Source organism: Pedobacter sp. B4419, from assembly GCF_059693725.1.
In genome coordinates this window covers 2,506,834-2,521,857 of the sequence record NZ_JCASSL010000001.1, presented here as the reverse complement: position 1 = coordinate 2,521,857, position 15,024 = coordinate 2,506,834, and the positions used below count along the sequence as shown (strand labels likewise).

The window sequence follows — 15,024 nt, the reverse complement described above, 5'->3', positions numbered from 1 at the left end:
CAGCAAACCTGATTTTATTTCTCAAAACGCAAACCTGTTGCTTTTAAAAATTACCTTAGCATGTGTTTAATTGGCATTCGTTAGTCAAAATTTTACTATTTTTGGAAAAATCTACAACCCTTGACATTAATAAAATCTATTTCTGGAATTAGAGGTACCATTGGCGGAAAAGCTGGCGATGGTTTAACCCCAATTGACATTGTTAAATTTACGGCAGCCTATGGCTCATGGGTAATTAACAAAACACAAAACAAAAAAATTGTATTAGGCCGTGATGCCCGTATTTCGGGTCCAATGGTTAATAATTTGGTTATTGGCACTTTACAGGGACTTGGCATCGAGGTTATTGACCTGGGCTTGTCTACTACCCCAACCGTAGAAATTGCCGTTCCATTGGAAAAAGCCGGTGGCGGGATTATTTTAACGGCCAGCCACAACCCTAAACAATGGAATGCCTTAAAATTGCTGAACGAAAAAGGCGAATTTATTAGCGATGCGGACGGTAAAGAAGTTTTAGATATTGCAGAAAACGCAGATTTCGCTTTTGCCGATGTAAACGAATTGGGCAAAGTAACCCCAAATGATAGCTACCTGCAAAAACATATCGATTTAATTTTGGCTTTGCCATTGGTTGATGTGGAAGCCATCAAAAAAGCAAATTTCAAGATTGCCATCGACTGCGTAAATTCGAGTGGCGGTATTTTCGTGCCGGCCTTGTTAAAAGCCTTAGGTGTGGAAACCGTTTTTGAATTGTATTGCGAGCCAAACGGTGAATTTCCGCATAACCCAGAGCCTTTGCCAGAGCACTTGACCGAAATTTCTAAAGTAGTACAGGCCAAGCGTGCAGATTTGGGCATTGTGGTTGATCCGGATGTAGATCGTTTGTGTTTTGTAAATGAAGATGGCAGCATGTTTGGCGAGGAGTATACCTTGGTAGCTATTGCCGATTATGTGCTTAAACATACACCTGGGAATACGGTTTCTAACCTTTCGTCGACTCGTGCCTTGCGCGATGTGACCGAAAAAGCAGGTAGCCAGTACCATGCCGCTGCAGTGGGAGAGGTAAACGTGGTGAACCAAATGAAGGCTACCAATGCCATTATTGGAGGCGAGGGCAATGGGGGCGTAATTTACCCTGAATCGCATTATGGAAGAGATGCCTTGGTAGGTATTGCTTTGTTCTTATCGCATTTGGCCAAAGTAGGCACGACCATTTCGGTGTTGCGCAGCTCTTATCCGGCTTACCATATTTCGAAAAACAAGATTACCCTTACGCCAGAAATGGATATCGATGGTTTGTTGTTGAAAGTGCAGGAAAAGTATAAAAACCAGCCACACAGCACCATTGATGGCCTTAAAATAGAATTTGAAAAGGAATGGGTACATTTGCGTCGTTCGAATACGGAGCCAATTATCCGTATTTATAGCGAAGCTGAAAATGAAACCGTAGCCGAAAACCTGGCCAACAAGATCATTACAGACATTAAAGAAATATTACAACTCAATTAATACCGAGCCAAATGAAAAGGGTTTATTTAGATAATGCGGCGACCACGCCTTTAGATGAAGCAGTAATTGCCGAAATGACCAATGTAATGCAGAATTTCTACGGAAATCCTTCTGCTATACACGCATTGGGCCGCGAGGTAAGAACATTGGTAGAAAAAGCAAGAAAAACAGTTGCTGGATTATTAAATGCTTCGCCATCTGAAATTTTCTTTACTTCTGGTGGTACGGAAGCCGATAATACGGCTATTCGTTGCGGCATTGCCGCTTACGGAATCAAACACGCCATCACCTCTAAAATTGAACACCATGCCGTTGAGCATACCTTAAACATGTTGCTAAAGGATGGTGTAATCGATAAATTGAGTTTTGTAAATATCGATAGCAAAGGAAACGTCGACTATAAGCACCTGGAAGAGTTATTGCAGACCAATGGCCGTACTTTTGTATCGCTGATGCATGCCAACAATGAGTTGGGTACCTTAACCGATATGGAAAAAGTAGGCGATCTCTGCGAAAAATACGATGCCATTTACCATGCAGATACAGTACAAACCATGGGACATTATACCCATGACGTACGCAAACTGAAAGCACATTTTATTGTTTGTGCGGCGCATAAGCTTCACGGACCAAAAGGAGTGGGCTTTTTGTATGTAAACAGCAACATTAAAATTCCGCCAATGATTTATGGGGGTGCACAAGAACGCAACATGCGTGGCGGTACCGAAAACGTATATGGCATTGTTGGTTTGGCCAAAGCCTTAGAAATTGCCTATGCAGAGATGGAAGCGCATCAACACCATATCCAAGAATTAAAAGACTATTTAAAAGCACAGCTGATTGCCGAAATTCCTGGTGTAGCCTTTAATGGCGAAACCGATGCCGACAAGAGCCTCTACACCGTATTGAACGTATCTTTCCCTGAAATGGATATGGCAGACATGCTGTTGTTCAATTTAGATATCAACGGGATCTGTGCTTCGGGTGGCAGTGCCTGCTCATCCGGTTCAAATATCGGTTCTCATGTGCTGAATGGCATTAAGGCCGATCCAAACCGCCCCGCAGTACGTTTTTCATTTAGTAAATACACCACTAAAGAAGATTTGGATTACGTGATCGAAAAAGTGAAAATGGTAGTGAAGCAAAATGCGCTAGCTTAAGCAGGGCAATCAGAGATAGAAATATAAAACCTCATAGTTAATCGCTATGAGGTTTTTTTGTGGTGTGGTTTAGGCTCAAAAGACAATGTAATCTCCAGATACATCGGTTGGACCATAGCCCGGAATGTCTACGATAAAGTTGTTCACGGTTATGGTGGTGATGGTTGCCGATGCCGAAGAATAGCTAAAGCTCGTAACCACGTTGCCTAAAGGACATTCAACGCCAATTACGGCGTCGATCCCCGTTCTAAAAGAGATATATACATCTTGGTTGCTAATGGGGTCAAACCTCGAACCTTGGAGAATGATCTTTTTCTTGATGGTTACGTTGGTTTTGGCAGAACTGGCTCGGCCTGGGTTAAGCACGCTAAACAATGCAAAGCATAAAGCCGACAATAGGATGATCTTTTTCATGATGTTGTTTTTAGGTTAGTTTATAGTGAATTGAGATTAAAGTTAGCCTTATGGCGAATTCGATCGCCTATCAGCTTACTATTGAACAAGATAACCAAAAAAACAATCTTTCCGTTACATTCATAATGAACAAGCTGGATAAATTGGACAAAACAATTCAAACTACAGCTGAATGATGTTTTTGGTATGCAACATTGCCCATCTACTCCCTTATTGTTTAAGTTAAAACCATGTTGTGAACAAACAATGCCAAGACTGGCTTGTTATTCAAAAGACATTAAAGGAGCAATTGTTATGGAAAATTACAATGAAAAAAAGAGACCGGTAAAAAATGATCTGATAGACGTTGATACCGAAAAAGATACACCGAGGAACGAAGAAAACATTGAGAAAAACAGTTCTTCGAACACCACCAGTAAATTTGAGAAAAAACATGGCCGCACTAATCAGGCTTTTGGCGATGGACATGAACCTGGTACCACTCCAGGCAGCGGTGTATAATCAAAATATTTAACTAAATTTAAACCACGGGATTTACTTTCGTGGTTTTTTAATTTCATCCATATGCACAGAAGACAATTCATCCAAAACTCTGCACTGGCTTTAGCGGTCCTTGCCTTTTATAAAACAGATCTATTTGCCAACCCCAATTGGGCTCGTGCCTACGAGTTTAAGGCTTTGAGAAACGACATTGGCATTTTTACCGAACAAGGGGGTACCATTGCTTGGCTAAATGGTACGAGCGGTTTTGTAGTAGTTGATTCACAATTTCCCGCCTCTGCGCCACATGTTATAGAAGAATTGAAGAAACTAGGCGATAAGCCATTTAAATACCTTTTAAATACGCATCACCATGGCGACCATACGGCGGGCAATATTTCCTTTAAGGGTTTGGCCGAGCATGTGGTGGCCCATCAGAACTCGGCAGTGAACCAAAAGCTGGCAGCCGAAAAGGCCAATAACCTCGATAAGCAATTGCTGCCTGATACCACTTTTGGCAAAGGTTGGAAAGCACCGGTAGGCAAAGAGAAAATAAGTGCCTATTATTATGGTTCTGGCCATACCAATGGCGATGTGGTGTATCATTTTGAAAATGCCAATATCGCGCATGTAGGCGATTTGGTGTTCAACAGACGCTATCCTTACATCGATCAGGAGAATGGAGCACATATCGGCAATTGGATCAAAGCATTAGATCAGATCACCAATCAATTCGACAATGATACCTTGTTTATCTGGGGACATAGCCTCGATCCTGAAAAAGTAACCGGAAACAAAGCAGACATCAAGGCTTTTCAAAACTATTTGCAATCGCTCATGGCTTTTGTGGGAGGCGAAATCAAGGCTGGAAAGAGCAAGGAAGAGATCCTCAAGGCAACAAGCATTCCCGGCGCCCCAGAATGGAAAGGCGATGGCATTGCACGAAGTTTAACGGCTGCTTACCAAGAGTTGACTACGGGCTAGTTGTGAGTTTTCAGTTTTCAGTTGCAAGTCATCAGTTCTTAGTGGGCGATAAACAATTCCCCTCCTTTTGGAGGGGCGCCCGAAGGGTGGGGTGGTTGACCACAGGCTAGTTGTGAGTTTTCAGTTGTGAGTTAAAGGTTGTGAGTTGATGGTTGTCAGTTTTGAGTTACCAAGGAGCCTTGCAACCTTTCAACTTTGCAACCTTACAACATTTTTCAATTAAACAATCCACTCAAGAGCACCTAATTTATCTGCAATTTATAAACGTTCTATATTGAAAATTCATCAGCTATTTTGTTGATTATAAAGGAAATCAATGCCTTGATGAGGTATATTTGTAACATGTAATTTACTCAATTATGGACGATTTCCTCGCTGCCCGTTCACAAATGGCCCTTTCCTTGGGCTTTCATATTATTTATGCTTGTATAGGTATGGTGATGCCGTTTTTTATGGCGGTATCGCACTATAAATGGCTCAAGACCAATAATGAGGTTTACAAGAACCTTACCAAGGCTTGGAGCAAAGGCGTAGCCATATTTTTTGCTACCGGAGCCGTTTCGGGCACCATGCTTTCTTTTGAGCTGGGCCTGCTTTGGCCAAAATTTATGGAACATGCTGGTCCGATTTTCGGAATGCCCTTTTCTTTAGAAGGTACTGCCTTTTTTATCGAAGCCATTGCCTTAGGCTTTTTCTTATATGGCTGGAACAAGCTGAACAAGTGGTTCCATTGGTTTACCGGTGTGGTAGTAGGCGTAAGCGGCTTGGCTTCGGGTATCCTGGTAGTGGCAGCAAATGCCTGGATGAACAGTCCGGCAGGATTTGATTACGTTAACGGACAATACTTAAATATCGACCCGATACAGGCCATGTTTAATAAAGCTTGGTTTACTCAGGCCCTGCACATGTGCCTGGCGGCTTTTACGGCTACAGGATTTGCCGTAGCAGGCGTGCATGCATTGATGATCTTAAGGAAACAAAATCAGGATTTTCATTACAAGGCTTTTAAGATCGCTGCGGTTTTTGCCACAGTGGGCGCCTTGCTGCAACCTATTAGCGGCGATATTTCGGCAAAAGACGTGGCCAAAAGGCAACCGGCTAAGCTGGCTGCGATGGAAGCACTTTACCATACCCAAAAACCTGCTCCCTTATTAATAGGAGGGATTGTTAACGAAGAAAAGAAAGAAGTAACCATGGCTTTTGAGGTGCCTGCCGCCTTGAGTTTCTTGGCCCATGGCGATTTTAAGGCCGAAGTAAAAGGCTTGGATAAAATTCCGGAAAGCGAGCATCCGCCGGTAGCCGTAACCCATTATGCTTTTCAGGTCATGGTAGGCATAGGAAGCTTGCTTGTATTGCTCTCGCTTACTTATTACCTAGTTTTATGGCGCAAAAAAGCAGTTGTTGATCGCAAGTGGCTGTTAAGGCTATTTGTAATCGCTATACCACTGGGCTACATCGCCCTAGAAGCAGGATGGGTGGTAACGGAAGTGGGTCGCCAGCCCTGGATTATTTATGGTGTAATGAAAACCAGGGATGCCGTAACCCCGATGCCGGGTATTGCCTGGTCGTTTTACCTCTTTTCGGCCATTTATGCTTCGTTAAATCTGATTGTAATCTTCTTGCTTTACCGACAGATTAAAATGGTGCCTACTTTGTATAGTCAAAACCTTAAAGAACAATAGCTATGGAATATGTTGTCATTTCTTTCTTGTGCCTGGCTATTTTGCTGTACTTTTTGTTGGGCGGGGCCGATTTTGGTGCGGGTATTATCGAGCTTTTCACTTCTTCCAAAAACAGGAGCAAGACCCGCAACACCATGTACCATGCCATTGGCCCGGTTTGGGAAGCCAATCACATGTGGCTCATCATTGCCATTGTAATTTTATTTGTGGCTTTTCCGCTTATTTACAGTACCATGTCTGTTTACCTGCACATCCCTTTGGCCGTGATGCTGGTGGGGATTATTGCTCGCGGAACGGCATTTGTATTTAGGCATTACGATGCGGTGAAAGACCAGATGCAGGAAGTATACAATAAGGTTTTTGTGTATTCGAGCTTTATTACGCCTTTGTTTCTGGGAATTATTGCTGGCAGCATGCTTTCTGGGCAAATAGACACCGATCCACATAATTTTGTACAGGCCTACATTTGGGGCTGGCTCAACCTGTTTTCTGTAGCTGTTGGCTTATTTACGGTTGCGCTTTGTGGCTTTTTGGCCGCCATTTATCTCATTGGCGAATGTAAAGCCGAAGAAGATAAAAAACGCTTTATCAAAAAAGCAGAATTCATGAACGTGGCTGCTGTACTTTTTGGCATCGTAGTTTTCTGGGCTGCCCATTCAGAAGACGTGCCCTTGGTGAGCTGGGTATTTGAAAACCCCGTAGGACTAACAGCCGTGAGCTTAGCGAGCCTTTCTTTGGTGCTGCTATGGTATTTGTTGCTCAAAGGCAAAACAAAGGTGTTGCGCATCCTGGCGGGCTTTCAGGTTACGATGATTTTATTGGCTATCAGTTACGCGCACTTTCCCAATTTCATCAGGTTGAGAAACGGCGATGCGATTTCGCTATTTGAAGCCATAGGACCAATCAAAACCATAAACACTTTAGGCTGGGCCTTATTGTTGGGCAGCTTGCTGATCTTGCCTTTCTTGGGTTATTTGTTTTACAAGTTCCAGAAGAAGGAGGAGTAGGTTTTGGTCAATAGACGATAGTCCATAGTCGATAGTTCATGGTCCATAGAATTTAGTTGATAGTTCATGGTCCATAGTTTGCATGCCTGATCAAAATGCTGGATTGGAACCCGGTATGATGACTGGAAGAAGAAATTCTATCTCTCATCCTTTTTTAGTAGGCTGCTTGCGGTATTTTTACTTTAAACTTTAAACCTTCAACTTTAGACTTTCAACTTTAGACTTTCAACTTCGGACTCCCGACCTCGGACTTCCGACTAACAACTACTTCTTCCCCACTTGCATTAAGGCCTCATCATTTCCGGCGATATAGTTTTTAACCGAATAGGCTACGGTTACATCTGGTTGAAGCGGGCCTTTTTTTCCTTTCCAGTTTTCCCAATATTTGGTAGAGTAAGCCACTACGATTTTCGATTTGGGCAATGCAAAGCCTCTAACCTCACCATAATGATTGATGTTGCCACTGGTGGGCTCGCCGATAAAGGTGGCATTCGAATTTCTTTTCAGTTCCACCGCGTTCATTACTGCCGATGAAAAAGTAGATCTGCCAATCAGTACAAAGAATTTTCCTTTTTGGTTCAGGTAGCTTTGTTGGATCTGTTCGATAAATGGATCTAAAATGGCTGAATTGCCACCGCTGTTGTAGCGCAGGTCTAACACAATTTTTTCGGGTCTGTATTGATTGATCGCAGCAAACAGTTCATCATTGAATTTTGAAAAAGGATTTGCTTGTTCCTCCCTGCATTTGGTATAGTTGAAATAAACCATTTTTTGATCTGGGCTATAATCAAACCAATAATTGCCTTTTTTCTTTTGTGAAAGGAGCGTATTTGAGCCTAGGGCTAATTTAACGTTGGCCAAATTGTTTCCGGCAACGGCATTGAGCTTTACCTTAACCTGTTTGTTGTTTTTATCTATCAGGGTAAATTCTGCCTCCTGATCTGAACTTGAAATGCCCAAACCTTTTAAAAACGCAGGATTATTGATGTAATGCAACAAATGGTCGTCAAAGTAAGATTGGTTTTCGCTTTGGACAACTTCTTTAAACAAGGCAATCACTTTGCTCACTGGCCGCTCATTGATGGCAACTAGTCGAGAATTTAACAAGGTGCTGTTTGTAGAATCAATAGCTGTAACAAACAAGCCTTCTTTAAAAAGATCGAATTGGATGGGCAGTATTTTAGTGAATTGGCGTTCAATGAAAGTATGTTCATCGGCAATGGCAACGGTGAGCTTAAAAAGCTCGGCACTAAAAGATTCATAGTCAAAAGTGCCAGCCTTGGCTTCAATGGCATCAACTTTTTTAACAAAGGTAGGCGAATCGATTTTAGCAAAAAGATTGGTATGCCTTGTAGGCAGCGTTTTTTTAAGGTATTCCAAATCTTCAATAAAATCGTTTTTGGAGAGCGATTGCGAAAAACAGGTGCTGCTGATTACTGCAAATAGGATAGGAAGGATCGTTCTTTTCATGCTAAGCGTTTGATTTTTGTTGCACAAAAGACAATCATTTCATCGCGACGTTGCACCTGTTCGTACTAAATTTAAAATTTATACTTGCCCAATTGCTCGTCTACTTTTAAATAGGCCGGAAGTGCCGCAGAGCCATACCAATTGAACAGTTCGGCATCTAAGAGCTTGGCCTTTACCGCCGGATCTGTAGCCAGCATTTCTTTAGCCTCATCTATCGATTTGGTATTGAGGATGAAAATGCCCCTGTAAGTTTTATCGTTTTTGCCCAATGGACCGGCAACGATCAATTTATGCTGCTTAACCAATTGACCCATATTGGCCATGTGCCCTGCAAAAAGACTATCGGTTTTGGCTTTGGTTTCGGAAGTATTGCTTCCTGTTTTAAGGATCACCAATACGTACATTTTCATGCCGTAATCATCGGCACCGTATTCTTTGGCCAATTTTTCGTCGTATTTGGGATTAGCCTTCTTTTCTTGGGCGCTAACCAATGCACAAGTGCTGATGAATAGGAGTGATAGCAGTAATTTTTTCATGGTAATTAGGGGTAAGAGGTAAAATGTAAGATGTAAAATGTAAGAGGTGAGATGTAAAATATAAGAGATGAAATTTTCTAAATGAGGTTTGGTAATTCAATATGTTTGGGGTCGATATCGAGAAATTTGCCAAATTGTTGCGCCATCTTTTTAACTTCCTGTTGTTCTTTTTTGTTAAGGGGCTTAAATGGTGTGGTTTGCAAGATCAGGTTCTTGCCCTTGATGGTCCGATACCAGCTGCCTACAACTTGTCCATTCAATACAATCATCCGGTTAAAAATGAAGCTGCTGTTGTTGGGCTGCTCTTTTGCTCTATTCAATACCGCCGATCGATCCTTATAGGCTATTCCGTATTCGTCATAATCAGGCATTAAAAAAGAGGTTTGCAATTGATGGGTATTTTCTATCTCTTGCGGACAAAAAATATATTCTTTTTCATTGATGATGGCAGTTTGAAATTGTGCCTTGACCATTTCATAGCCACGTTTGGCGCTTGTAAGCGTTAAACCCGACCAGGTTGCATAATCAGCTAGGGTTGCGGGTCCGCGACTGGCAAAATAGCGTTGGCTTAGGGTGGCCAAAGCTTCTTCCTCATCGAGCATGATCGCTTGCGGTGCCACATCGGCTATCAAGGCATAGCTGAACTGGTTTCCTTGGCGAGCCCCGCTGCAAATCAAGCCTTCCAATTCGGCATACATCATGAAAATCCCTAGTTGTACGCCATCAGCTATAATGTTTTGTTGCTTAAACAATTCGTTAATGGCGTTTCTGGTGAGTTGTTTGCCACTAGCTAATGCTTTTACAATAATATCGTTCGTTTGCGTGAAGAGTTTGCTATTCATTCCCGTTTTGCGGTACATGAAAGCATTTTGGGCATGTACCCTTGGCGCCGAGAGTTTTAAAATCCATTTGATATCTCTTGGCGATACAAAATGCCAGGTTGGCCTCAATACATGGGTACGTAGGATTTTGCCTTCGTTAATGGCTTTTTCTATGGTGGCTTCTTTGGCACTGGGCAGGCGTAGAGCAATTGCCCACTTGGCCATTGCATATTCTTGCGCCTGCATGGCTGCCATATAGCTTACTACCTCTTCCGGCTGACTAAAGGTACTTGAAGCAATTTTTTGGTTGCATAGCCGATGTAGGGGAATTTCTTCAAAAGTCATGTAGCTAATCCAGGTTTTTCTCTTTTAACCATTTGGCGAGCTCGGCTTTTAAGGCTTCGCCCATCTTTTTCTGGTTGGCTGGGTTTTGTAAGAAAGCTTTGCTTACTCCATTATCGCCAACCTCTAATAAAACCCTGTATTTGGCCGTATTTACATTCTCGTCAAGGCTGTAAAAGGCTTTTTTGCCGGTAGCTTTACAAGTATAGTCGTTTCTTCCAGTAGAGCTGTCAAAAAGAACGCCCCTGTTCTCTAAATCGGTGGCTGCAGTTATGGCTGCGATTAGTCGTGTAGCCAATTCTTTGTTCTCGGCTTCTTGGGCATCACCTTCATGGATATAGCCCCAAATGGCATGGCGCTTGGTGCCTCCGTTATTGTGCACAGCGATAAAAACGGTTGGTTTGAGTTTGTTCGATTCTTGCAGTTCGTAGGCATAGCCTGATATTTTTCCATCGATCACAGCGGTAGTATGTTCAATTACCGTATTGCTGCCCACATTGGGATGGTGTAACCCTTCTTTGTTCAAGCTCCACACTTTGTACTCGTTAAGTCGCGGTGCAGCGGCCATGGCGCCTTCAATAATGCCATTACAGGTTTCGGCTTCGCTAAAATCGACACCCGTATCTGTTTGGTGCGAAGGTTGCCATACAACCACCGTTCTAGGCCTTAAAACAGGGGTGACGGTTGCTGGAGTAAAGCTGGTACATAAGGTTAAGCCAAGCAGGGAAAGAAGGATCTTATTCATGTCGGGAAATTTGCTGAAAACTAAAGATAGCAAATCTCCATATATCGGTAAACTAAAAAAGCCAAATCAAACGATTTGGCTTTTTTAGTTAGTTATCAGTTATCAGTTATCAGTTGCCGGTTAGCAATTTAACTATTAACCATTTTAACAGTTACACAATTAACGCTGCTTAATTCTTCATCATCTTTAAGAAAGTAGCCAGTTTGGCTTTCATTTGTCTTCTGTCTACAATAAAATCCAAAAATCCGTGCTCTAATACAAACTCAGAGGTTTGGAAGCCTTTTGGCAGGTCTTTTTTAATGGTTTCCTTAATTACACGTGGTCCGGCGAAGCCGATCAATGCACCTGGTTCTGCTATATTGATATCGCCCAACATGGCATAAGAAGCGGTTACGCCACCTGTAGTCGGATCGGTGAGCAAAGAGATATAAGGAATTTTTGCCTGGCTCAACAAAGCCAATTTAGCCGAGGTTTTAGCCATCTGCATCAAAGAAAAGGCCGCTTCCATCATTCGTGCACCACCCGATTTTGAAATCATGAGGAAAGGCACTTTATGTTTAAGGCTGTAATCGATAGAACGGGCTATTTTTTCGCCTACTACAGAACCCATCGAACCGCCGATAAAGGCAAAATCCATACAGGCCACCATAATCTCTTCGCCGTCTATCTTGCCATGAGCCGCTCTAATGGCGTCTTTTAGGCCTGTTTTAGCCGTTGTTTCTACAATCCTGTCGGTATAAGGCTTGCTGTCCACAAAGTGGAGCGGATCGCCTGAAGTCAGGTTGGCAAAAAGTTCAGTAAAATCATTATTATCGAAAAGAACCTGGAAATATTCTTTAGAACCTATTCTAAGGTGGTAGTCGCAGTAGTGGCAAACGTACTTGTTTTCTATCAAATCTGCGCTGTGAAGTGCTTTTTTACAGTTAGGACACTTGTTCCACAAGCCATCTGGTGCTTCCTTTTTTTCTTCAGTTGAGGTACTGATCCCCTTTTTTTCTCTCTTAAACCAAGCCATGTTACTTTTAAAAAATGCGATTACAAAGAAACAAAAAAATATTTTAACACAAGGTTTGTTTTGATTTTAGAAATTGCGCTTTAAAATATAATTGTATATTAGCCGATGATATTGTAAAAAGTACACTAAGTTAATTGTTTAATACCGTTCAGGTTTAAGTGGTAATTTTTAAAATTTTTTATAACTTTCCAAAATCAACAAAACAAATATAAAATGAGTTTAAAAGGCTATAAAGGCGTAATTTACGGAGCAGCCGTTCAGGAGTTGTTTGAACAGGCTAAAAAACATCAATTTGCATTGCCAGCGGTAAACGTTACTGGCACCAATACCATTAATGCGGTAATGGAAACGGCAAAAGCGGTAAACTCGCCGGTAATGATCCAACTTTCTAATGGCGGTGCGCAGTTTTATGCGGGCAAAACATTGAACAACGACAACTTGAATGCTTGTGTTTTAGGTGCGGTTTCTGCAGCCAAGCACGTTCATTTATTGGCAGAGCACTATGGGGTGGCAGTAGTACTGCATACAGACCATGCGGCTAAAAAGTTGTTGCCATGGATTGATGGCCTTTTAGATCATGGCGAAAAATTCTTTGCCGAAACCGGAAAACCTTTGTTTTCATCGCACATGTTGGACCTTTCTGAAGAGCCAATTGAAGAAAACATGGAAATCTGCACCAAATATTTGGAGCGCATGAGCAAAATGGGCATGACCATCGAAATTGAGCTTGGCGTAACCGGTGGCGAAGAAGATGGTGTTGACAATAGCGATGTAGACAGCTCTAAATTATATACCCAGCCTTCTGAAGTGGCTTATGCCTACGAAGAACTGAGCAAAGTAAGCGATAGATTTACCATTGCCGCTGCTTTTGGCAATGTACACGGCGTTTATAAGCCAGGAAACGTGAAGCTGCAGCCTGTAATCTTGAAAAACTCACAGGATTTTGTGAGAGAGAAATTCGGATTAACTGCCGAAAAACCTGTTAATTTTGTATTCCACGGTGGTTCTGGTTCATCTCAGGAAGAAATTAGGGAAGCCATTTCTTATGGAGCAATCAAGATGAATATCGATACTGATATGCAATGGGCATTTTGGGAAGGCATTTTGGCTTACTATAAAAAGAATGAAGCTTATCTGCAAGGCCAAATCGGTAACCCGGAGGGTGAGGATAAGCCAAATAAAAAATACTATGATCCACGTGTGTGGTTGCGCAAAGGAGAGGAAGAGTTTGTTAAACGCTTAACCGTTGCTTTTGAGGATTTAAACTGCCTTAACGTAAACGAAAAATTGTAAATACAAACTTTTCTACACCAAAAATGTTTAAAGAAAGCGTGACAGTAGTATTACTCGTTACGCTTTTTTTATGCCCATATTTATTTGCAAATTAGTACTATAAAACCCATGTTATGACAAGTAGAAAAAAGAAAAGCAATCTGTTCGAGAATTTTGCCAATGCAGCCACCCGTTTTACCGGTAGTTCTTATGCTTTTTTGGGCGCTACGGCAATTGTATTGATATGGGCATTAAGCGGCCCGATTTTCAATTATTCAGAAACCTGGCAATTGGTGATCAATACCGGAACCACCATCATTACCTTTTTAATGGTGTTTTTGATCCAAAAATCCCAAAACAAGGATAGCAAGGCCATTCAGTTGAAGCTAAACGAATTGATCGCTGCGCATGAGCATGCCAGCAACCGCATGGTTGATATTGAAGACCTGACCGAAAAAGAACTCGACCAGCTGCATAAATTTTATGTAACGCTGGCCAGGCTTGCCAAAAAGGAAAGCGATATCCATTGTTCGCATTCGATAGACAAGGCCGAAGAAATTAACGAACTCAAAGCAAAACATACCCTAAAAACCGCAAAGAAATAATAAAATGGACACACTTCAAGTACACAAAGCAACCAGCAAAGAAGAACTGGAAAAAGTTTTTGCCATCCGTAAGATCGTTTTTGTACACGAGCAGGGCTGTCCGCCCGAATTGGAATGGGAAAACGAAGATGTTTCAACCCATTTTTTGGCTTTGTCAGACCATAAGCCTTGCGGGGCCTGCCGTTGGCGTAAAACCGATAAGGGCTATAAATTAGAACGTTTTGCCGTGCTTAAAGAATTTAGGGGCCAAGGCGTAGGAAGGGCCTTAATCGCTACCGCATTGGATGATTTGCCCGCAGATGCCAAGTATATTTATCTCAACTCGCAACTGGATGCCATGAGCCTATATGCCAAGTTTGGTTTTGTGGCCGAAGGCGAACAGTTTGAAGAAGCGGGTATCCAGCATTTTAAAATGGTGAAGAAAGTTTAAAAAAAGACTATGTTTTTAAAGGCAATTTTGCTTTCTGGAGTATTGTTTGGCATTTTATTGGTCAATTTTAATGGAGATTGTGACAATATTGCCAAGGAAGCTACTTTGCCAAAAGATACCATTAAACGCAACGATTATATCGTTTATAGCGTAATTAAGGATACTTTAATAGGGGGAATGAACATTGCCGTTCAGAATCAAAATATAGAGGGCAAGTACATCGTTCAGTACTTTAACCTTGATAGAAATACGGTGATTGCCAATTATTATCCAGAAATGCTGACCAATGTCAAGATCCGTAAAAACGGGAAGCTGTGGTTTGACCAATCCTTTCTCAAAAAAGACCTGCCCGAAAGCCCTTTAGACAGGTATAAGAACAAGGCCGTATTGAAGGAGATGAATTTTTGGGAATATATTCCTGAAGAAAAGATTTTCGTTTTCATGCTGGTTGCTCATGTACCCAATACCGATTTTGTGTATACCTACAAAATAGCGGTACTTCCCAATGGCAAGTATAGCATCAGGCATATGGGTGAGGAAGCGGATTAGGAG

Annotated in this window: 16 protein-coding genes; 10 read left to right on the top strand and 6 right to left on the bottom strand. The window is 42.0% G+C overall.

Annotated elements, in window-relative coordinates; translation table 11 throughout:
* The first annotated feature begins 120 nt into the window (after positions 1-120).
* Positions 121-1,509 (top strand): phosphoglucosamine mutase, encoded by a 1,389-nt coding sequence (glmM, locus tag AC570H_RS10470; RefSeq protein ID WP_497354440.1) that lies wholly within the window; start codon positions 121-123, stop codon positions 1,507-1,509.
* A gap of 11 nt (positions 1,510-1,520) precedes the next feature.
* Positions 1,521-2,669, top strand: coding sequence for a cysteine desulfurase family protein (locus AC570H_RS10465; protein ID WP_497354438.1), 1,149 nt, complete (start codon positions 1,521-1,523; stop codon positions 2,667-2,669).
* A 75-nt stretch (positions 2,670-2,744) separates the two neighbouring features.
* On the opposite strand, the gene AC570H_RS10460 is transcribed toward AC570H_RS10465, so the two are convergent.
* On the bottom strand, positions 2,745-3,083 hold the full coding sequence (locus tag AC570H_RS10460) for a hypothetical protein (protein ID WP_497354436.1): 339 nt from the start codon (positions 3,081-3,083) through the stop codon (positions 2,745-2,747).
* Between the two features lie 294 nt (positions 3,084-3,377).
* Between AC570H_RS10460 and AC570H_RS10455 the strand changes: the two genes are divergently transcribed.
* The 4 genes from AC570H_RS10455 to AC570H_RS10440 all read left to right on the top strand — a co-directional run bounded on the left by AC570H_RS10455 (position 3,378) and on the right by AC570H_RS10440 (position 7,236).
* Positions 3,378-3,584 (top strand): hypothetical protein, encoded by a 207-nt coding sequence (locus tag AC570H_RS10455; RefSeq protein WP_497354434.1) that lies wholly within the window; start codon positions 3,378-3,380, stop codon positions 3,582-3,584.
* Between the two features lie 63 nt (positions 3,585-3,647).
* Entirely contained in the window at positions 3,648-4,547 is a 900-nt protein-coding gene (locus AC570H_RS10450; RefSeq protein WP_497354432.1) for an MBL fold metallo-hydrolase, read from the top strand.
* A gap of 359 nt (positions 4,548-4,906) precedes the next feature.
* Positions 4,907-6,229 (top strand): cytochrome ubiquinol oxidase subunit I, encoded by a 1,323-nt coding sequence (locus AC570H_RS10445; RefSeq protein ID WP_497354430.1) that lies wholly within the window; start codon positions 4,907-4,909, stop codon positions 6,227-6,229.
* Positions 6,230-6,231: 2 nt separating this feature from the next.
* The gene (locus tag AC570H_RS10440) at positions 6,232-7,236 is read left to right on the top strand and encodes a cytochrome d ubiquinol oxidase subunit II (RefSeq protein WP_497354428.1); all 1,005 of its coding nucleotides are present in this window, start codon (positions 6,232-6,234) and stop codon (positions 7,234-7,236) included.
* A gap of 264 nt (positions 7,237-7,500) precedes the next feature.
* On the opposite strand, the gene AC570H_RS10435 is transcribed toward AC570H_RS10440, so the two are convergent.
* From AC570H_RS10435 to accD, 5 genes are all read right to left on the bottom strand, one after another.
* Positions 7,501-8,706, bottom strand: a complete 1,206-nt coding sequence (locus AC570H_RS10435) for a S41 family peptidase (protein WP_497354426.1) — start codon at positions 8,704-8,706, stop codon at positions 7,501-7,503.
* Between the two features lie 71 nt (positions 8,707-8,777).
* A complete protein-coding gene (locus AC570H_RS10430; RefSeq protein ID WP_497354424.1) occupies positions 8,778-9,242 on the bottom strand; it encodes a YciI family protein in 465 nt (154 codons plus the stop codon).
* A 77-nt stretch (positions 9,243-9,319) separates the two neighbouring features.
* On the bottom strand, positions 9,320-10,408 hold the full coding sequence (locus AC570H_RS10425) for a winged helix DNA-binding domain-containing protein (RefSeq protein ID WP_497354422.1): 1,089 nt from the start codon (positions 10,406-10,408) through the stop codon (positions 9,320-9,322).
* Positions 10,409-10,412: 4 nt separating this feature from the next.
* A complete protein-coding gene (locus tag AC570H_RS10420) occupies positions 10,413-11,150 on the bottom strand; it encodes an N-acetylmuramoyl-L-alanine amidase (protein WP_497354420.1) in 738 nt (245 codons plus the stop codon).
* 169 nt (positions 11,151-11,319) lie between these two features.
* A complete protein-coding gene (accD, locus tag AC570H_RS10415; protein WP_497354418.1) occupies positions 11,320-12,165 on the bottom strand; it encodes an acetyl-CoA carboxylase, carboxyltransferase subunit beta in 846 nt (281 codons plus the stop codon).
* Between the two features lie 213 nt (positions 12,166-12,378).
* Here accD and fbaA point away from each other — a divergent pair, with 213 nt between their 5' ends.
* The 4 genes from fbaA (at position 12,379) to AC570H_RS10395 (ending at position 15,021) form a co-directional block, all read left to right on the top strand.
* Positions 12,379-13,458 carry a class II fructose-bisphosphate aldolase gene (gene fbaA, locus AC570H_RS10410; RefSeq protein WP_497354416.1) on the top strand — a complete coding sequence of 360 codons (1,080 nt, stop codon included), beginning with the start codon at positions 12,379-12,381 and terminating at the stop codon, positions 13,456-13,458.
* A gap of 113 nt (positions 13,459-13,571) precedes the next feature.
* On the top strand, positions 13,572-14,042 hold the full coding sequence (locus tag AC570H_RS10405) for a low affinity iron permease family protein (protein WP_497354414.1): 471 nt from the start codon (positions 13,572-13,574) through the stop codon (positions 14,040-14,042).
* 4 nt (positions 14,043-14,046) lie between these two features.
* Positions 14,047-14,472 (top strand): GNAT family N-acetyltransferase, encoded by a 426-nt coding sequence (locus AC570H_RS10400; RefSeq protein WP_497354412.1) that lies wholly within the window; start codon positions 14,047-14,049, stop codon positions 14,470-14,472.
* Between the two features lie 9 nt (positions 14,473-14,481).
* Positions 14,482-15,021 (top strand): hypothetical protein, encoded by a 540-nt coding sequence (locus AC570H_RS10395; protein WP_497354410.1) that lies wholly within the window; start codon positions 14,482-14,484, stop codon positions 15,019-15,021.
* The last annotated feature ends 3 nt before the right edge of the window (positions 15,022-15,024 follow it).